Below are 19013 nucleotides of genomic sequence, written 5' to 3'. Positions count from 1 at the left end.
GCGGCCTCAGGCGGCCAGCCTTTTCAGCATTTCGCGCGTCACGAGCACCACCCCGTTCTCGGTGCGTTCGAAGCGCGCGGCATCGGCGGCGGCATCTTCGCCGATCACCATCTCGTCCGGTATGACACAGGCGCGATCGATCACCACCCGGTTGAGCCGGGCGCCGCGGCCGACTTCCACGTCGGGCAGCAGCACCGCCTCGTTGATCTCGCAGAAGGAGTGAATGCGCACGCCCGAGAACAGCACCGAACTGCTGACCTTGGAGCCCGAGACGATGCAGCCGCCCGACACGATGGTGTTGACCGTCATGCCGTGCTTGCCGTCGCGGTCCAGCACGAACTTGGCCGGCGGCAGCTGCCGCTGGTAGGTCCAGATGGGCCAGTCCGTGTCATAGATGTCGAGCTCCGGGGTGATCGAGGCCAGGTCGAGGTTGGCGGCCCAGAATGCATCAATCGTGCCCACGTCGCGCCAGTAGGCCTTGGCGCCCGGCCCGCGCGAGGCCCGCGTGACGCAGGACATGGCGAAGGGATGGGCCAGCGCGCGGCCCTGCGCCACGGCGCGCGGGATGATGTCCTTGCCGAAGTCGTGGCTCGAGTCGGGGTTGGCGTTGTCTTCCTCGAGCAGCTGGTAGAGGTAGGCCGAATCGAACACGTAGATGCCCATGCTGGCCAGCGCCACGTCGGGGTGGCCGGGCATGGCGGGCGGGTCGGCCGGCTTTTCGAGAAAGGCCGTGATCTGGCGATCGTCGTCGACGGCCATCACGCCGAAGGCCGTGGCCTCCATGCGCGGCACCTCGATGCAGCCGACCGTGCAGCCCAGGCCGCGCTCGGCATGGTCCTTGACCATGATCGAGTAGTCCATCTTGTAGATGTGGTCGCCGGCCAGCACCACCACGTAGTCGTGCGGGGTCGAGCGGGTCTGGATGATGTCGAGGTTCTGGAACACGGCGTCGGCCGTGCCCCGGTACCAGTGCTCGTCGCCCACGCGCTGCTGCGCGGGCAGCACGTCGACCATCTCGTTGAGTTCCGCCCGCAGGAAGCTCCAGCCGCGCTGCAGGTGGCGCATGAGCGAGTGCGACTTGTACTGCGTGACCACCGCCATGCGCCGGATGCCGGAGTTGAGGCAGTTCGACAGCGCGAAGTCGATGATGCGGAACTTGCCGCCGAAGTAAACGGCCGGCTTGGCACGCCGGTCGGTCAGTTGCTTGAGGCGGGAGCCTCTGCCACCGGCCAGCACCAGGGCGATGGTGCGGCGGACCAGTTGATGTGCCTGCAGGGGTTCCTGCGTGGTGAGCTGCTTGTCCATCCTGTGTCTCCGTTCGTTCGTTGATCTCGGTCGTCAGAGTTTCTGCATCGAGACTAGCACCGCGCTGTGCGATTGGCTCCTACGTTCTTGCAATCCGGAGGCTCGAACCCGGCACTTCCGCGGCATTGCCGAGTGCTTGCGGCGCAGCGCCATGGTCCTGCTCCGGATCGGTGGCGAGACAGCAGTGCCAGGCACCCGGGGGCAGCTTGAAAGACACGGCCTCCGCCCCCGCGTTCACCAGCACCAGCCATGCCCCGGCGTCGTCCGCCGCATCGTTCTCGAAGAAGATCGCAAGGGCCGTGCCCAGGCGCCAGTCGTCCGGCGTCATCGGCTGGCCGTCGGGGCGGAGCCAGCGGATGCCCGGCGTTCCCTGCGGCGGTTCGGCCGGCCACCAGCGCGTGCTGCGCAGCGCCGGCGCCTCGCGGCGCAAGGCCGTGAGGCGCGCCACGAAGTCGCTCGTGCGGGCCATGTCGCTGCCGGGGTCGGACGCGCCGATCCATGCGAGCCAGGTGGTTTCGTTGTCCTGGCAATAGGCGTTGTTGTTGCCCAGCTGGCTGTGGCCCAGTTCGTCGCCGGCCAGCAGCATCGGCGTGCCCTGCGACAGCAGCAGCACCGCGAGCAGCGCGCGTTGCAGGCGGCTGCGCCGGGCCCGCACGGCGGGGTCGTCACTGGGGCCTTCGACGCCGCAGTTGTTGCTCAGGTTGTGGGCGTGGCCGTCGCGGTTGTTCTCGCCGTTTGCGAGGTTGTGGCGTTCTTCATAGCTCACCAGGTCGCGCAGCATGAAGCCGTCGTGCGCGGTGATGAAGTTGATGCTCGCCATCGGCGCCCGGCCATGGCGGGAGAACTGTGCACTGGAAGCGGTGAAGCGGTGCGCGAAATCGCCGAGGCCCGCCGCGTCGTTCCGTCCTTGCCGCAGCCAGAAGCCGCGCTGCGTGTCGCGGTAGCGGTCGTTCCATTCGAGCCAGCCGGACGGAAATTCGCCGAGGCGGTAGCCGCCGGGGCCGATGTCCCAGGGCTCGGCGATCAGCAGCGTGCGCGAGAGCACCGGGTCTTGCGCGATGGCGGCGAAGAAGGGCGCGCGCGGGTCGAAGCCCGTCTTCGCATCGCGCCCCAGCACCGGCGCGAGGTCGAAGCGGAAGCCGTCGACGCCGAACTCGCAGGCCCAGTGGCGCAGGCTGTCCATCACGAGCTGCAGCACGCGCGGTTCGCCGAGGTTGAGGCAGTTGCCGCACCCGGTCCAGTTCTCGTAGAGCGCGCGGTCGTCGGGCCGCAGGTGGTAGTAGAGCGCGTTGTCGATGCCGCGCAGGGAGAGCGTGGGGCCGAATTCGTCGGTCTCGGCGCTGTGGTTGTAGACCACGTCGATCACCAGCTCCATGCCGCGCGCATGCACGGCGTCGGCCATCGCGCGGAACTCGCTCGCGGGCGTGGTGCCGGGGCGGCCGCTCCAGTAGCGGGCCTCGGGTGCGAACCAGCCGATGGTGTTGTAGCCCCAGTAGTTGCTCAGGCCCATCGCCAGCAGACGTTGCTCGTCGGCGCGGTGCTGCACGGGCATCAGGCTCAGGGTGGTGATGCCGAGGCGCTGCAGATGGTCGAGCACCGCGGGCTCGGCGAGGCCGGCGTAGCTGCCGCGCAGGGCCGCGGGGACGCCCGGGTGCAACCGGGTCTGGCCGCGGACGTGCAATTCGCAGAGCACGCGGTCACCGGCGGCGATGCGCGCATGGCCCGGGGGCGTTGTTGTGCCTTTGTCAGCTGCGACGCGTCCCTTGAGTGCGACGACACCGTTGTCCCGCGCATCCCGTCGATCCGGATGCGCCGGGTCGTGCCCAAGGAACAGATCGCTGCCGTCATAGCGCCCCACGATCTCGCGCGCATACGGGTCCAGCAGCAGCTTGGCCGCATTGAACCGCTGTCCCTCGTGCGGCGCCCATGGGCCGTGCACGCGATAGCCATAGACCAGCCCTGCACGCCCGCTGGGCAGCAGACCATGCCAGACCCCATCGGTGCATGCAGGCAGCCGCAGGCGTTGCTGCTCGTTCTGCCCGGTGCCATCGAAGAGGCAGAGCTCGACGGCCTGCGCATTCGGCGCAACCAGCGCGAAGTTGACGCCGCTCGGCGAAAGCGTTGCCCCGAGAGGAAACGGAGAACCGGGACTCAGCATGGTCAAGAGGAGGAAGATCGCATCAGGCCAGCACCCACATCACGGTCGCCAGCGGCGGCACGCTGATGGAAATCGAATCCGCCTTCCCATGCCAGGCCGTCGGCGAGCTTTCGACGATCCCGTTGCCCACACCGCTCCCCCCGTACACAGAGCCATCCGTATTGACGATCTCGCGATAGGACCCCGCCGCAGGAACCCCCAGCCGGTAAGCGTGCCGGGGCACAGGCGTGAAGTTGCACACCGCCACCACGAACGCCCCGTCCCTGGCCTTGCGAACGAAGGCGAACACCGATTGATCCGCATCGTCGTGCACGATCCACTCGAAGCCCGCGCCATCGTTGTCCAGCTCATGCAGCGCAGGAAAGTGCCGGTACACGTTGTTCAGATCGCGCACCAGCCGCCGCACCCCTTGATGCGGCGCATGTTCCAGCAGATGCCAGTCGAGGCTGCGGTCCGCATTCCACTCGGCAAACTGCGCGAACTCGCCGCCCATGAACAGCAGCTTCTTCCCCGGATACGCCCAGAGATAGCCATACAGGTTGCGCAGCCCCGCGAACTTCTGCCACTCGTCGCCCGGCATCCGCCCGATCATCGAGCCCTTGCCGTGCACCACCTCGTCGTGCGACAGCGGCAGCACGAAGTTCTCGCTGTGCGCGTACATCAGCCCGAAGGTGATCTGCTGGTGATGGTGCTTGCGGTAGACCGGGTCGGTGCCCGCATAGGCCAGCGTGTCGTTCATCCAGCCCATGTTCCACTTGTAGTGAAAGCCAAGGCCGTCGTTCTCGGGCGGACGCGTCACGCCCGGAAAACTCGTCGATTCCTCGGCCAGCGTCACCGCGCCCGGCCGCTCGACGCCCACCACGCGGTTCATGCGGCGCAGGAAGTCGATGGCCTCCAGGTTCTCGCGGCCGCCTTGCGCGTTGGGCACCCACTCACCGGCCTTGCGGCTGTAGTCGCGGTACAGCATCGAGGCGACCGCATCGACGCGCAGGCCATCGACGCCATAGCGTTCCAGCCAGTACAGCGCATTGCCGACCAGGTAGTTGCGCACCTCCGTGCGGGCGTAGTTGAAGATCAGCGTCTGCCAGTCGTTGTGGAAGCCCTCGCGCGGATCGGCGTATTCGTACAGCGCCGTGCCGTCGAAACGAGCCAGGCCATGCGCATCGGTCGGGAAATGCGCGGGCACCCAATCGAGGATCACCCCCAGCCCCGCCGCATGCGCGGCTTCCACGAAATGCCGGAAGTCGCCCGGCGTGCCGAAGCGCGAGGTTGGCGCATACAGCCCGATCGGCTGATAACCCCACGAGCCGTCGAAGGGGTGCTCGCTGATCGGCAGCAGCTCGATGTGCGTGAAGCCCATGTCGCGCGCATAGGGCACCAGCGTGTCGGCCAGCTCGCGGTAGTCGAGCCACTCGTGGCCGTTCTTGTGGCGCCATGAGCCCAGGTGCACTTCGTAGATGCTGATCGGCGCATGGCGTTCGTTGGCCTCGGCGCGTCCTGCGGGCATCGCCACCGCTGCCGGCAACGGCTGCACCACGCAGGCGGTATCGGGCCGCAGCCGCGACGAAAAGGCGAAGGGGTCGGCCTTGCGCAGCACCTCGCCCTTCGCCGAGAGGATCTCGAACTCGTAGCTGTCGCCCGTCGCCACATGCGGCGCGAAGATCTCCCACACGCCGCATTCGCGGCGCAGCCGCATCATGTGCCGCCGGCCGTCCCAGTTGTTGAAATCGCCGACCACCGACACCCGCCGCGCATTGGGCGCCCAGACCGCGAAGGCCACGCCCTTGACCCCGTCGATCTCGCGCAGATGCGCACCCAGCCTCTCCCAGGGCCGCAGATGCGTGCCTTCGGCCAGCAGCCACACGTCCGTTTCGCCGAGCACGAACGGAAAACGGTAAGGGTCTTCGAGCCGCGAGGTGTGCGAGCCCCAGTCGACCTGGAACGAATAGCCCAGCCTGGCCTCCGCGGCCGGCACCAGCCCACCGAACAGATCGGAGCCTTCATGCCGCGTGAGCATCGCCAGCGGCCAGCCGGTGCGCGAATGCATCACCGCCACGCTCTGCGCGCCGGGCATCAGCGCGCGCACCTCCAGCCCCTCGCGTGTCTCGTGCGGTCCGAGCACGGCAAACGGATCGCCATGTTCGGCGCGCATCAGCGCGCGGACTTCGGATTCAGGCAGCGGCTTCGGGTGCATGGTGGTCAGCTTTGTCCTTCGTCAGCGGGTTTTCCGAGAAAGATGCCATAGGGCGTCAGCCTCAGCATGCGCTTTTCGCCGTCGGCCTGCACGGTGCCGGCCTCCGGCAGCGGATGGCCGTGCAGCGGCACCAGCATCTCGCGCAGCGGGACCGACGCGGGCTCGCTCCCCAGATTGAAGATGGCTTGCAGCGATCGGTTCCCGTCGCGCCGTTCGAACCACAGCACGGGCTCCGGCGTGTCGAAGAACGCGATGCGGCCGGTGCGCAGCAGCGGCTGCGTGCGGCGCCAGTGCAGCAGGGTGCGGCTGAAGGCCAGCATCGAACCCGGGTCGTCGGCCTGTCGTTCGACGGCCAGCGGCAGGTGCGGGCCGTACACCGGCAGCCAGGGCGCGCCGGTCGTGAAGCCGCCGTGGGGTGCGTCGGCGTTCCAGGGCATCGGCGTGCGGCAGCCGTCGCGGCCCTTGAACTCGGGCCAGAAGGCGCGGCCATAGGGATCCTGCAGCAGCTCGAACGGCACTTCGGCCTCGGGCAGCCCCAGTTCCTCGCCCTGGTAGATGCTGGCGCTGCCGCGCAGTGTGAGCAACAAGGCGAGCCAGAGCCGGTCGCGCCGTGCATCGGCGGGCCCGCCATCGCTCCAGCGGGTGGCGACGCGCGGCACGTCGTGGTTCGACACCGCCCAGCAGCCCCAGCCGCCCGTGGGCGCCAGCGCATGGTCGAGCACCTCGGCCTGATGGCGCAGGTGCTTCGCGCTGCGGTCGGCCGTCAGCAGGCTGAAGCTGTAGGCCAGGTGCAGGCGCTTGCCGAACTCGGTGTATTGCGCCATGACGGGCGGCGCGTTCTCGTCGCCCACTTCGCCCAGCGCCACCGCGCCGTAGCCGTCGAGAAATTGGCGCAGGCTTTCGAGAAAGGCCAGGTTCTCGGTCTGGCTCTTGTCGTACAGGTGCTGCTGCATCGCGTACGGGTTGTCGGCCCGCACTGTGCTGACTTCGCCGATCGATTCGACCGTGGCCGGCGGGTTGTCGCGCAGCAGCGCGTCGTGGAACTGGTGGTTGCAGGCGTCGAAGCGGAAGCCGTCCACGCCGCGCTCGCACCAGAAACGCACCTCGCCGAGCAGGGCGTCCTGCACGGCGGGGCAATGGAAGTTGAGGTCGGGCTGCTCGGAGAGGAAGCTGTGCAGGTAGTACTGCCGCCGGCGCGAATCCCACTGCCAGGCCGAGCCGCCGAAGACCGACAGCCAGTTGGTGGGCGGCGTGCCGTCGGGCTTCGGGTCGGCCCAGACGTACCAGTCGGCCTTCGGGTTGTCGCGGCTCGAGCGGCTCTCCACGAACCAGGCGTGCTGGTCGGAGGTGTGCGAAAGCACCTGGTCGATGATGAGCTTCAGGCCCAGCGCATGCATGCGCGCCAGCATCGCGTCGAAGTCGGCCAGCGTGCCGAACATCGGGTCGACGGCGCGGTAGTCGGCCACGTCGTAGCCGAAGTCCTTCATCGGCGAGCGGAAGAAGGGCGAGACCCAGATCGCATCGACCCCGAGGCTCGCCACGTGGTCGAGCCGGGCCGTGATGCCGGGCAGGTCCCCGATGCCGTCGCCGTTGCTGTCCATGAAGCTGCGCGGGTAGATCTGGTAGATCACTGCGCCACGCCACCATTCGCTGTTGCTGCTGCCCATGCGTGTCCCTGTGGTCGGAATTTCATTGTGGCATGCGAAATCCGGGCCAGTGATACGGGCTTGCCGGCCGGGGGCGCGGCTCGAAGACCCGCGAAGCTTTCTACACTGGGCGCAGTTTTCGTTTTTCAAGATGACATCAGATTCCGTTTCCTCCCTCGCCGCGCTCGAGACGCGGCTCGCCCAAGACCTCGAATACCTCGGCTGGCCCGGGCGCCAATGGATGCCCGCGCAGCAGGCGGCGGGCGAGGCGATGCTGGACGTGGCCGTCATCGGCGGCGGCCAGGCCGGCCTGGCCGCCGCGGTGGCGCTGGCGCAGCAGGGCATCCGCGCCGTGGTGTTCGACCGGTCGCCCGCGGGCAGCGAAGGCCCCTGGGCCACCACGGCGCGCATGGAGACGCTGCGTTCGCCCAAGGAGCTCACCGGGCCCGCGCTGGGCCTGCCGTCGCTGACCTTCCGCGCGTGGTTCGAAGCCCAGTTCGGCCTGGAAGCCTGGAACGCGATGGACAAGATCCCGCGCCTCCAGTGGATGGACTACCTGGTCTGGTACCGCCGCGTGATGAGCGTGGACGTGCGCAACGACACCGCCGTCACCGGCATCCACCCGCTGCCCGACGCGGCGGCCGTGCGCCTGGACCTGCGCACGCCGAACGGCAGCCGCAGCGTGCTGGCGCGCCGCGTCGTGCTGGCCACGGGCCGCGACGGCCTCGGCGGGCCGGCGGTGCCGGCTTTCGTCGACGCGCTGCCGCGTTCGCAATGGGCGCATTCGTCCGACGAGATGGACTACGGCAAGCTGGCCGGCCTGCGGGTCGGCGTGGTCGGCGCGGGTTCGTCGGCGATGGACAGTGCGGGCACGGCATTGGAGGCGGGCGCGCGCAGCGTCGAACTGCTGATCCGCCGCCTCGACCTGCCGCGCGTCAACAAGGGCAAGGGCGCCGGCGTGCCGGGCCTCACGCAGGGACACTTCGACCTGCCCGACGAACTCAAATGGCGCATCCGCCACTACATCAACGTCGCGAACGTGCCGCCGCCACATGGCAGCACGCTGCGTGTGTCGGGTCATCCCCATGCGTACTTCAACTTCGGGTGCCCGATCCTCTCGATCACGCCGCAAGGCGAGTCGATGCGCGTGTCGACGCCCAAGGGCGATTTCGAGTTCGACTTCCTGATCGTCTCGACCGGCTTCAAGGTCGACTGGGCGAACCGCCCCGAGTTCGACGCCATCGCATCCCATGTGCGGACCTGGAAGGAGCGCTTCGTGCCCGCCCCCGGCGACGAAGACCAGGAGCTGGCCGATTCGCCGGACCTCGGGCCGGTCTTCGAGTTCCAGGAGCGCGTGGCGGGCGGCTGCCCCGGGCTCGGCCGCATCCATTGCTTCTGCTACCCGGCGGCCCTGTCGCATGGCACGGTGTCCGGCGACATCCCCGCGATCAGCGATGGCGCCAAGCGGCTCGCGAGCGGCATCGCCAGCTTGTTCTACCGCGAGGATTTCGATCATCACTTCGCCAACCTCGAGGCCTACAGCGAACCGGAGTTGTTCGGCGACGAATGGACGCCTGCACTACCGCCTCACGAAAGAAACTGAGCCATGACAAACAGCATTTCCAATGCCGTCGACGTGATCGATGCCGCGGTGCCGCTGGCGCCGGATCGGGCCACCTGGGCGCTGCGGCGCCAGCGCGACAAGGTCGTCTCTGCCACGCAGGGCAGCTACGACGCGATGTTCTCCCCGGCGGTCGAAGGGCTGTCGGTCACCGAGCGCCTGCTGGTGGCGCTGCATGCCTGCCGCGTGTCGAAGGCCGACAGCCTGGCCGCGCACTACCGCGACCGGCTCGCGGCCGAAGGCGCGGACAGCGTCGTGACGGCGGCGGTCGACAGCGGCAAGCCCGTGGCCGATGCGCGCCTGCGGGCCGTGCTGGCCTTCACCGGCAAGCTGATCGAGCGCCCCATCGAGGGCGACAAGGCGGCTGTTCAGTCGCTGGCCGACAGCGGCCTTTCGACGCCCGCCATCGTTGCCATGAGCCAGCTGATCGCCTTCCTCTCGTACCAGATCCGCGTGGCCGCGGGCCTGAAGGCGCTGGCCGCCGTGGAGGCCGCGGCATGACGCTCCCGATCCGCATCAAGGGCTTCACCAACGAGGTGCTGAGCTGGAAGCCCTGGCTCGACATGGTCCATGTCGACACCGCCACGCCGGCCCAGCTGGCCGCGCTGGACGAGATGAGCCCGCAGGCCCGCACCTCACCGTACTTCCTGGTGCTTGCGCACCAGCCGGAGATCTTGCTGCAGCGCTCCATCGCCTTCAACGCGATCATGTTCGCGCCGGGCGGCATGCCGCGCGCCGAGCGCGAGCTGGGCGCCACGGTGGAATCGCGCGTCAACGGCTGCGTGTATTGCGCCTCGGTGCATGCGCAGCGCTTCGAGCAGCTCGCCAAGCGCAACGACGTGATCTCGCAGGTGTTCGAGGCGCCGGCTTCCGCGGGCACCACGCCGCGCGAGAAGGCCATCGTCGAGTTCTCGGTCCGGCTGGGCGCCGAGCCGGACAAGGTGTCGGCCGAGGACATCCGGGCGCTGAAGCGGGTCGGGCTGGCCGAGCTGGAAATCCTCGACCTGATCCATTCGGTGGCCCTTTTTGCGTGGGCCAACCGCCTGATGCTCAACCTGGGCGAGCCGGTCTTTCCCGCGGCTGCGTCATAGGCGGGCGAGCAGCCCGGCGACGGTTTCGTTCGCCAGGCCCAGCGGCGCCAGCAGGTCGTTCTCCTGCCGAAAGTCGATGCCGTTGACCAGCGAGGCGGCGTCCACGATGGTGCGCGTCGCGGGCGTCGGCACGCCGGCGATCTGCCCCAGCGCTTCCACGAAAGCCAGGCCGTAGGGCATGTCTTCGGTCACGTAGCGGGTGTCGGTGCGCACCGGCCCGGGCGGCCCGCCGCGCTGGGCGTGCAGTTCGGCCGCGATGTCCTCGAGCCGGGTCGATGCGGTGCCGAAGGAGCGCGCGAAGTGGTCCTCGATCGGGCCGAGCTCGATGCCGAAGGCCTGGGCCACGGCGCGCCGCTCCAGATCCAGCGCCTCGATCACGCGGGACACCCCGGGCGTCATGCAGTGGTACTGCGGCCAGTTTTCCGCGCGCTCGATGCGGGTCCAGTTGAAGACCGCGAGCGGGCCGTGGGACTGCGGATTGACGTTGGCGAGTGCGCTGGCGAGCACGCTGTCCTGCGGAAAGAAGCCGTCGCCGAACAGCGCGGTGCACAGGGCGAGGGCCTGCGCGACATTCGCGCCCGGCAGGGCGGACACGCCGACCGCCTTGCGCCGCGTCATCACCCTGACCTGGGTGCCGGACTCCCTGCGCGCGGTCAGTACCGTCGTGCCGAAGCTCGCGACCGTCACCTGCTTGCCAGCACGCCGTGCGCTTTCATGAAGATAGAGCGACGACAGCGAGGCCATCGAGCTGACGATCACGGTCTGCCCGTCGCGCAGGAAGGGCAACAGCGCATCCATCACCCGCCGGTGGCCGTTGACCGGCAGTGCGAGCAGCAGCACGTCCGATGCATGCCCAAGCTGCGCCGCATCGTCGGCGACTTCGACCGTCACGGTGCATGGCTGGACGCCGCCGGCTTCCAGCGGCTGCGTGCGCAAGGCCTCGGCCCCCTGCCCACCCGGCGACCAGAGCATGACGCCGTGGCCCGCCTGGCGCAGCCACGCGGCGCAGGCCAGCGCAATGGCCCCGGTGCCTGCGATGCCGACCCGATAGCGCTTCTCGGCCGCCTCAGTCAACTTTGATTCCGCCCTGCTTGATCACTTTGGCCCAGCGTTGGCTGTCTTCTGCGATCACCTTACCGAGTGCCGCGCCGCCGCCGCAGGTGTTCACCGCGCCCAATTGCGCAAAGCGCTGTTTGGTTTCCGGCAGGTTGCACACCTCGACCAGTGCCGCAGAAAGCTTCTCGATGCTGGCCGCCGGCATGCGCGCAGGCGCCATCACGCCGACCCAGACCGGCACGTCCATGCCGGCCAGCCCGGTCGCGTCGCCGACCGTCGGCGGCGTGCCGAGGCTGGGCAGGGCCGCGCGGGAGAAGGTGCCCAGCACCCGCGCCTTGCCGCTCGCGACCATCGGTTCGATGGAGGCTGCGCTGGTGACGATCAGCGCCACCTGCCCGCCCAGCAGGTCGGTCAGGGCCGGCGCCGCGCCGCGATAGGGCACATGGAGCAGGTTCACGCCGCTCGCCTGCGCCAGCAGGGCGCCCGTGAGGTGCGACACCGTGCCGTTGCCCGTGGAGGCATAGGTAACCTGTCCGGGCTTCGCCTTGGCGTCGCGCAGCACGTCGGCCAGGGTCTTGTAGGGGCTTTCGGTGCGCACGGCCAGCGTCATCGGTGTGTCGCCCACCAGGGCCACGGGCGCCAGGTCGTGCACCGGGTCGTAGGGCAGCTTGCCCTGCAGGTGCGGCGCGATGGTGATGGCGCCGCCGGTCGCCAGCAGCACGGTGGCGCCGTCGGTCGCCTTGGCCACCGCATCGGCGGCCACGATGCCGCCGGCGCCCGCCTTGTTGTCGATGATCACGGGCGTGCCCAGCCTGTCGGTGAGCTTGGCACCCAGGTAGCGGGCAATGACGTCCTGCGCCCCGCCGGAGGCGAAGGGCACGACGATGCGCAGCGGCCTGTCGTTCTGCTGCGCCCACAGCGGCGTGGCGGTGGCAAGGCAGGCCGCAAGGCCCAGGGCAAGGTGTTTCCAGAGCAGTTTCATGGCGTTCAGGCGGGACGAAAGCAGACGTTACCCAGGCAACAAGCAGGTTATGTGCCCCAAGTCTAGGGTCTGCCGCGCCGGATGGCGCCGGCCGGGCGCGATAATCCGCCTTCCCCGGCCGCTCCGCGCCGGGCTCCTGCCGAACCGTCATGAACCCCAGCTACAAACCCAGCGACGTCGAGTCCGCTGCCCAGGCGCAATGGAGCGCCGCCGATGCCTACCGCGTCACCGAGGACGCGAGCCGCAAGAAGTACTACGCCTGCTCGATGCTGCCGTACCCCAGCGGCAAGCTGCACATGGGCCACGTGCGCAACTACACGATCAACGACATGCTCACGCGCTACCTGCGCATGAGCGGCTACAACGTGCTGATGCCCATGGGCTGGGACGCCTTCGGCCTGCCGGCCGAGAACGCGGCGCTGAAGAACGGCGTGCCGCCGGCCAAGTGGACCTACGAGAACATCGACTACATGCGCGGCCAGCTCCAGGCCATGGGCCTGGCGATCGACTGGAGCCGCGAGATCGCCACCTGCGATCCGAGCTACTACAAGTGGAACCAGTGGCTGTTCCTGAAGATGCTCGAAAAGGGCATTGCCTACCGCAAGACCCAGGTCGTCAACTGGGATCCGGTCGACCAGACCGTGCTGGCCAACGAGCAGGTGATCGACGGCAAGGGCTGGCGCACCGGCGCCACGGTCGAGCGCCGCGAGATTCCCGGCTACTACCTGAAGATCAGCGATTACGCCGAAGAACTGCTCGAGCACACCCAGCACAAGCTGCCGGGCTGGCCCGAGCGCGTCAAGCTGATGCAGGAGAACTGGATCGGCAAGAGCGAGGGCCTGCGCTTCGCCTTCACGCATGACATCAAGGACGGGAGCGGCCGGCTGATCCAGGACGGCCGCATGTACGTGTTCACCACGCGCGCCGACACCATCATGGGCGTGACCTTCTGTGCCGTGGCCCCCGAGCATCCGCTGGCCGCGCACGCCGCCACGCTCGACCCGAAGGTCGCGGCCTTCATCGAGGAGTGCAAGGCCGGCGGCACCACCGAGGCCGAACTCGCCACGCAGGAGAAGAAGGGCATGCCCACGGGCCTGACCGTGACGCACCCGATCACCGACGAACAGGTGCCGGTGTGGGTGGGCAACTACGTGCTCATCGGCTACGGCGACGGCGCCGTGATGGGCGTGCCCGCGCACGACGAGCGCGACTTCGCGTTCGCCAACAAGTACGGCATCGAGATCATCCAGGTGGTGCTGGTCGACGACGAGCCGCACTTCGACTATCACAGGTGGCAGGACTGGTACGGCGACAAGCTGCGCGGCGTGACCATCAACTCCGACAACTTCAGCGGCATGACGTACAAGGAGGCCGTGGCCGCCGTGGCGCATGCGCTGGGCCAGAAGGGCCTGGGCGAGCTGCAGACCACCTGGCGCCTGCGCGACTGGGGCGTGAGCCGCCAGCGCTACTGGGGCACGCCGATCCCGATCATCCATTGCGACGATCACGGCGCGGTGCCGGTCCCCGAGAAGGACCTGCCCGTGGTGCTGCCGATCGACTGCGTGCCGGACGGCTCGGGCAACCCCCTGAACAAGCACGAAGGCTTCCATGCCGGCGTGGTCTGTCCCGTCTGCGGCAAGCCCGCGCGGCGCGAGACCGACACGATGGACACCTTCGTCGATTCGTCGTGGTACTTCATGCGCTACTGCGATCCGAAGAACGACGACGCCATGGTGGCCGGCGGCGCCGACTACTGGATGCCGATGGACCAGTACATCGGCGGCATCGAGCATGCGATTCTTCACCTGCTGTACGCACGCTTCTGGACCAAGGTCATGCGCGACCTCGGGCTGGTGAAGGCCGACGAGCCCTTCAGCAAGCTGCTGACGCAGGGCATGGTGCTCAACCACATCTTCTACAAGCGCAACGAGAAGGGCGGCAAGGACTACTTCCCGCCCTCCGAAGTCACGACCGTGCTCGACGCGCAGGGCCGCATCACCGGCGGCACCACCGCCGACGGCACGAAGGTCGAATACGGCGGCGTCGGCAAGATGGGCAAGAGCGAGCGCAACGGCGTCGACCCGCAGGACCTGATCGAGAAGTACGGCGCCGACACCGCGCGCCTGTACACCATGTTCACCGCGCCGCCCGAAGCCACGCTCGAATGGAACGACGCGGCCGTCGAAGGCAGCTACCGCTTCCTGCGCCGGGTGTGGAACTTCGGCGTGGCGCAGGCCGACGTGCAGCCGGCGCCGGCCGGCGGCCAGACCTTCGGCAAGCCCGCCCAGGCGCTGCGCCGCGAGATTCACACGGTGCTGCGCCAGGTCGACTACGACTACCAGCGCATGCAATACAACACCGTGGTGTCGGGCGCGATGAAGCTGCTCAACGCGCTCGAAGGCTTCAAGCCCGACGGCAGCACGGGCGATGCGGCCGCGGTGCGCGAAGGCTTCGGCATCCTGCTGCGCTGCCTGTACCCCGCCACGCCGCACATCGCGCACCAGCTCTGGCAGCAGCTCGGCTACGACAAGGCGCTGGGCGACCTGCTCGATGCGCCTTGGCCGACGGTCGACGTGGGTGCGCTGGAGCAGGACGAGGTCGAACTCATGCTGCAGGTCAACGGCAAGCTGCGCGGTTCGCTGCGCGTGCCCGCCGGCGCCTCCAAGGCCGAGATCGAGGCGCTCGCCCTGGCCTGCGACGATTTCGTCAAGTTCGCGGAAGGCGCGCCGGCCAAGCGCGTGATCGTGGTTCCCGGCCGTCTGGTCAACGTGGTCCTTTGAACGCTAGAAGCATGAACACTCGCAATGCCTCGTTGCCGCGCCGCGGCTTTCTTCTTGGCCTGACGGTGGCGGGCGCCACCCTGGGCCTGGCCGGTTGCGGCTTCGAGTTGCGCAAGGCGCCGGTCTTTGCGTTCAAGACGCTGTCCCTGGAGGGCAATTCGGCCCTGATCAACCGGCTGCGGCGCGACCTGCGCGCGACCGGTACCGTGACGCTGGTGCCCAAGGAAGACGCCAAGACCGCCGACGCCGTGCTCGAAATTTTGGGCGAGGATCGCGACCGCTTCGTGATCTCGACCAATTCGGCGGGCCAGCTGCGCGAGCTGCAACTGCGCCTGCGCGTTCGCTTCAACCTGCGCGCGCCGGGCGGCAAGGAACTGCTTCCCGCCTCCGAGGTATCGCAGACACGCGACCTGAGCTTCAACGAAACCAATGCGCTGGCCAAGGAGGGCGAGGCCGACCTGCTGTTCCGCGACATGCAGGCCGACATCGCGCAACAGCTGATGCGTCGCCTGGCGGCCGTCAAGTCGCTCTAGGCGCGCATCACGGCGATTCCATGCAACTTGCCAGTGCCCAGCTCGGCGCCCATCTGCAGAAGGGGCTCAAGCCGCTCTACACGATCCATGGCGATGAGCCATTGCTCGCACAGGAGGCAGCCGATGCCATCCGCGCCGCCGCGCGCACGCAGGGCTACACCGAGCGCAGCTCGTACACCGTGGCCGGCGCGCACTTCGACTGGAGCGCGGTGCTCGCGGCGGGCGGTTCGCTCTCGCTGTTCGCCGACAAGCAGATCGTCGAGATCCGCATCCCCTCGGGCAAGCCCGGCAAGGACGGCAGCACGGCGCTGCAGCAACTGGCCGAGGCCGCGCCAGGCAACGACAGCACGCTCACGCTGGTGATGCTGCCGCGCCTCGACAAGGCCACGCGCACCGGCGCGTGGTTCTCGGCGCTCGAGAACAATGGCGTGAGCCTGCAGGTCGACCCGATCGAACGTGCCGCGCTGCCGCAGTGGATCGCGCAGCGCCTCGGGCTGCAGGGCCAGCGCGTGATGCCCGGCGACGAAGGCCAGCGCACGCTGCAATTCTTTGCCGACCGCGTCGAGGGCAACCTGCTGGCCGCGCACCAGGAAATCCAGAAGCTCGCGCTGCTGCATCCGGCGGGCGAACTGAGCTGGGAGCAGGTCGAGGGCGCGGTCAACAACGTGGCGCGCTACGACGTGTTCAAGCTCTCCGAGGCCGTGCTGGCCGGCAACCCGCAGCGCGTGGCGCGCATGCTCGACGGCCTGCAGGCCGAGGGCGAGGCCGAGGTGCTGGTGCACTACACGATCGCCGAAGACATCCGCGCCCTGAAGCGCGTGAAGGACGCGATGGCCTCCGGCCGTCCGCTGCCGATGGCGCTGCGCGAAAACCGCATCTGGGGCCCGCGCGAGCGTGCCTTTGAACGCGTGCTGCCGCGGCTCGACGACCGCATGCTGGCTCGGCTGCTGCGCGCCGCCCACTTGGTGGACGGCATCTGCAAGGGATTGAAGCAGCCCGACTGGCCCGCCAGCGGTTGGCAGGCCCTGCAGCGCCTGGCGCTGATGCTGTGTCGGGCGTGCAGCAGCGCTCCGGCCGCTGCACGCCGCGCCTGATTGGTGGCCTGAGACGCCAAAAGGCCCGCGTCAGCCGGGCCGCAGGTCGGCGTGGGAAAATGCGGACATGAACGCGTTCAACGTCAGCGAGCACATGCAGACCCTCGGGCTGCAGGCAAAAGCCGCTGCTTTCCTCATGGCCCGTGCGGATGCAGCTACCAAAAACAGAGCATTGAAGGCGCTGGCCCGGCGCCTGCGCGAAGCCGGCCCGACACTGGCTGTCGCCAACGAGAAGGACCTGGTGCGCGCCACTGCCGCCGGCCTTTCGGCCCCGATGGTCGACCGCCTCAAGCTCACGCCGAAGGTCATCGAGACCGTGGCCCTGGGCTGCGAGCAGCTCGCCGGCATGGCCGACGTGATCGGCGAAATCATCGGCATGAAGCAGCAGCCCAGCGGCATTCGCGTGGGCCAGATGCGCGTGCCGATCGGCGTCTTCGGCATGATCTACGAGAGCCGCCCCAACGTGACCATCGAGGCCGCAAGCCTTGCGATCAAGAGCGGCAACGCGGCCATCCTGCGCGGCGGCTCGGAAGCCATCGAATCCAACAAGGCGCTGGCGCTGCTGGTGTCCGAGGCGCTGGCCGAGGCCGGCCTGCCGGTCGAGGCGGTGCAGCTGGTGCAGACCACCGACCGCGAAGCCGTGGGCCAGCTGATCGCCATGCCCGAGTTCGTGGACGTGATCATTCCGCGCGGCGGCAAGGGCCTGATCGAGCGCATCAGCCGTGACGCCAAGGTGCCGGTCATCAAGCACCTGGACGGCAACTGCCACGTCTACGTGGACGACACGGCCGAATTCGACATGGCGCTGCGCATCGTCGACAACGCCAAGACCCAGAAGTACAGCCCCTGCAATGCGGCCGAAGGCCTGCTGGTGTCGGAGGCGGTGGCGGAAGACTTTCTGCCGAAAATTGCCGCCATCTTCGCGGCCAAAGGCGTGGAAATGCGCTGCGATCCCGCGGCGGCCCGGATCCTGCGGGCGGACGACGCGATCGATCCGGCAGCGAAGGTGATCGATGCGGTCGAGTCCGACTGGTCCGAGGAGTATCTCGCCGCGGTGATCAGCATCAAGGTCGTGGCCGGCGTCGACGAGGCCATCGCACACATCAACCGCTATTCGAGCCACCACACCGACGCCATCGTCACCCGCGACCATGTGCATGCGCAGCGCTTCCTGCGCGAGGTCGATTCGGCGAGCGTCATGGTCAATGCGAGCACACGCTTCGCCGATGGTTTCGAGTTCGGCCTGGGTGCCGAAATCGGCATCAGCACCGACAAGTTCCACGCCCGCGGGCCGGTCGGCATCGAAGGGCTGACCTCGCTCAAGTACGTGGTGCTGGGCCAGGGCGAAGTGCGGACGTGATGCACGCCGAAGCTGCGTGTGCGGTCTTGTCATCGGGGCGGACACCCCCAAATCCTACAATTCCGCTCCACCTTTAAGTACAAATCCAAGAAGGCCGCCGCATGGTTCCGCATCTCGTCACCGCCCTGACCGGCCCGATCAACGAACTGGAGCAGCGGGTGCTCGACTCGATGCCCGCCATCGAGCGCTGGTTCCGGCTCGAATGGATGGAGCACACGCCGCCCTTCTACAGTTCGGTCGACATCCGCAACGCAGGCTTCAAGCTCGCACCCGTCGACACCAACCTGTTTCCGGGCGGCTGGAACAACCTCACCAAGGAGATGCTGCCGCTGGCGGTGCAGGCCGCGCAGGCGGCCATCGAAAAGATCTGTCCGGAAGCGCGCAACCTGCTCGTCATTCCGGAAAATCATTCGAAAAACACCTTTTATCTCGCCAACGTCGCGCAACTGGTGCGCATCTTCCATATGGCGGGGCTCAATGTGCGGGTCGGATCCATCGATCCGGCGATCAAGTCGACCAAGAAGATCGAACTGCCCAACGGCGAGACCGTGACCCTGGAGCCGGTGGTGCGCAGCAAGCGCCGCCTGGGGCTCAAGAACTTCGATCCCTGCACGATCTTGCTCAACAACGAGCTTTCTGCAGGAACGCCCGGCATCCTCGAGGATCTTCACGAGCAGTACCTGCTGCCGCCGCTGCACGCAGGATGGTCGGTGCGCCGCAAGAGCAACCACCTGCACAGCTACGAAGAGCTGTCCAAGCGCTTCGGCAAGCTGCTGGGCATCGACCCCTGGCTCATCAACCCGATCTATGCGCGCGCCGAAGGCGTCGATGTGGCCGAGGGCCGCGGCATCGACGTGCTGACCAGCCATGTCGACGCCGTGCTCACCAAGGTACGGCGCAAGTACAAGGAATACGGCATCAACGAAAAGCCCTTCGTGGTCGTCAAGGGCGGTCACAGCGGCAGCGGCAGCCCGGGCGTGGTCACGGTGCGCGACGCCAAGGAGGTCGAGGCGCTGATCGGCAAGTCGCGCACCAGCACGTCCTCGGCGGCGAAGACCAGCGCCGGCCGCGACCTGCGCGAACCCACCGAGCTGATCGTCCAGGAAGGCGTGCTGACCAACGAGCGCGTGCACAACGGCGTGGCCGAGCCGGTGGTCTACATGATGGACCGCTACGTGGTGGGCGGCTTCTAC

The 19013-nt window shown here is 68.1% G+C and carries 14 protein-coding genes; 8 read left to right on the top strand and 6 right to left on the bottom strand.

Going from position 1 to position 19013, the window contains the following annotated elements; translation table 11 throughout:
* Window positions 1-6: 6 nt before the first annotated feature.
* The 4 genes from glgC to AC1DXX_RS07755 form a co-directional block, all read right to left on the bottom strand.
* The gene (gene glgC / locus AC1DXX_RS07770; RefSeq protein ID WP_478133600.1) at window positions 7-1305 is read right to left on the bottom strand and encodes a glucose-1-phosphate adenylyltransferase; all 1299 of its coding nucleotides are present in this window, start codon (window positions 1303-1305) and stop codon (window positions 7-9) included.
* A gap of 79 nt (window positions 1306-1384) precedes the next feature.
* A complete protein-coding gene (gene glgX, locus AC1DXX_RS07765; protein ID WP_478133599.1) occupies window positions 1385-3463 on the bottom strand; it encodes a glycogen debranching protein GlgX in 2079 nt (692 codons plus the stop codon).
* A gap of 22 nt (window positions 3464-3485) precedes the next feature.
* Entirely contained in the window at window positions 3486-5657 is a 2172-nt protein-coding gene (gene glgB, locus AC1DXX_RS07760; RefSeq protein ID WP_478133598.1) for a 1,4-alpha-glucan branching protein GlgB, read from the bottom strand.
* A gap of 5 nt (window positions 5658-5662) precedes the next feature.
* Entirely contained in the window at window positions 5663-7324 is a 1662-nt protein-coding gene (locus AC1DXX_RS07755) for an alpha-amylase family glycosyl hydrolase (RefSeq protein ID WP_478133597.1), read from the bottom strand.
* Window positions 7325-7454: 130 nt separating this feature from the next.
* Between AC1DXX_RS07755 and AC1DXX_RS07750 the strand changes: the two genes are divergently transcribed.
* The 3 genes from AC1DXX_RS07750 to AC1DXX_RS07740 are packed head-to-tail and all read left to right on the top strand — an operon-like array spanning window position 7455 to window position 10015.
* Window positions 7455-8906: an FAD-dependent oxidoreductase gene (locus AC1DXX_RS07750; protein WP_478133596.1), complete on the top strand. Its 1452-nt coding sequence runs from the start codon at window positions 7455-7457 to the stop codon at window positions 8904-8906.
* A gap of 3 nt (window positions 8907-8909) precedes the next feature.
* A complete protein-coding gene (locus AC1DXX_RS07745) occupies window positions 8910-9425 on the top strand; it encodes a CMD domain-containing protein (protein ID WP_478133595.1) in 516 nt (171 codons plus the stop codon).
* Window positions 9422-10015: a peroxidase-related enzyme gene (locus AC1DXX_RS07740; protein WP_478133594.1), complete on the top strand. Its 594-nt coding sequence runs from the start codon at window positions 9422-9424 to the stop codon at window positions 10013-10015. The genes AC1DXX_RS07745 and AC1DXX_RS07740 overlap by 4 nt, the downstream gene beginning before the upstream one ends.
* Here AC1DXX_RS07740 and AC1DXX_RS07735 read toward each other — a convergent pair.
* Window positions 10010-11089, bottom strand: a complete 1080-nt coding sequence (locus AC1DXX_RS07735; RefSeq protein ID WP_478133593.1) for an NAD/NADP octopine/nopaline dehydrogenase family protein — start codon at window positions 11087-11089, stop codon at window positions 10010-10012. The genes AC1DXX_RS07740 and AC1DXX_RS07735 overlap by 6 nt on opposite strands.
* On the bottom strand, window positions 11082-12053 hold the full coding sequence (locus AC1DXX_RS07730) for a Bug family tripartite tricarboxylate transporter substrate binding protein (RefSeq protein ID WP_478133592.1): 972 nt from the start codon (window positions 12051-12053) through the stop codon (window positions 11082-11084). The genes AC1DXX_RS07735 and AC1DXX_RS07730 overlap by 8 nt, the downstream gene beginning before the upstream one ends.
* Window positions 12054-12202: 149 nt before the next feature.
* On the opposite strand from AC1DXX_RS07730, the gene leuS reads away from it, so the two are divergent.
* From leuS to gshA, 5 genes are all read left to right on the top strand, one after another.
* On the top strand, window positions 12203-14833 hold the full coding sequence (leuS, locus tag AC1DXX_RS07725; RefSeq protein ID WP_478133591.1) for a leucine--tRNA ligase: 2631 nt from the start codon (window positions 12203-12205) through the stop codon (window positions 14831-14833).
* 11 nt (window positions 14834-14844) lie between these two features.
* On the top strand, window positions 14845-15366 hold the full coding sequence (locus AC1DXX_RS07720; protein WP_478133590.1) for an LPS-assembly lipoprotein LptE: 522 nt from the start codon (window positions 14845-14847) through the stop codon (window positions 15364-15366).
* Window positions 15367-15386: 20 nt separating this feature from the next.
* Window positions 15387-16460: a DNA polymerase III subunit delta gene (gene holA / locus AC1DXX_RS07715; RefSeq protein ID WP_478133589.1), complete on the top strand. Its 1074-nt coding sequence runs from the start codon at window positions 15387-15389 to the stop codon at window positions 16458-16460.
* Window positions 16461-16527: 67 nt separating this feature from the next.
* On the top strand, window positions 16528-17820 hold the full coding sequence (locus tag AC1DXX_RS07710; RefSeq protein WP_478133588.1) for a glutamate-5-semialdehyde dehydrogenase: 1293 nt from the start codon (window positions 16528-16530) through the stop codon (window positions 17818-17820).
* A 101-nt stretch (window positions 17821-17921) separates the two neighbouring features.
* A partial coding sequence (gene gshA, locus AC1DXX_RS07705; protein WP_478133587.1) for a glutamate--cysteine ligase occupies window positions 17922-19013 on the top strand: 1092 nt, incomplete at its 3' end.

This window comes from Variovorax sp. P4_B10 (assembly GCF_056402375.1).
Note: the sequence above shows the minus strand (reverse complement) of the source record. Positions and strands in the feature narration are given on the sequence as shown.